This window comes from Streptococcus suis (assembly GCF_002964045.1).
Taxonomy (GTDB): Bacteria; Bacillota; Bacilli; order Lactobacillales; family Streptococcaceae; genus Streptococcus; species Streptococcus suis_U.
In genome coordinates this window covers 1-375 of the sequence record NZ_POPB01000460.1, presented here as the reverse complement: position 1 = coordinate 375, position 375 = coordinate 1, and the positions used below count along the sequence as shown (strand labels likewise).

Below are 375 nucleotides of genomic sequence, written 5' to 3'. Positions count from 1 at the left end.
CACCTAGGCCATTTTCCACAATGAAGAGTGGAACTTGGTAACGGTCGTAAAGCTTATTGAGTGTGAGACGGAGGCCGACAGGATCAATCTGCCAACCCCAATCGGAGGCTTCCAGATATGGATTTGCTTCGCCTAGAATCAAGTTTCCTGCTGTCGCTTTTTGCTCTGGCGTTTGATTATTTGGATGGCGGGTAACAGAGGTCATATAGTATGAGAAACTCATAAAATCCACGGGGTATTGTTTCAAAATCGCTTCATCGCCTGGTTCAAAGTGAATGGTGATATTATTTTCCTTAAAGAAGCGATTCATATAACGTGGATACTCCCCACGCACTTGAACATCCGAGTAAAACAGGTTAGATTGGTCTTTTTGTA

1 protein-coding gene is annotated in these 375 nt (G+C 43.5%); it reads right to left on the bottom strand.

The genetic code is table 11. The annotated features are described in order from the left end of the window. Positions 1-375 (bottom strand): family 1 glycosylhydrolase (locus tag C1E99_RS11605; RefSeq protein WP_153060203.1); only part of this gene is annotated, 375 nt, incomplete at both ends.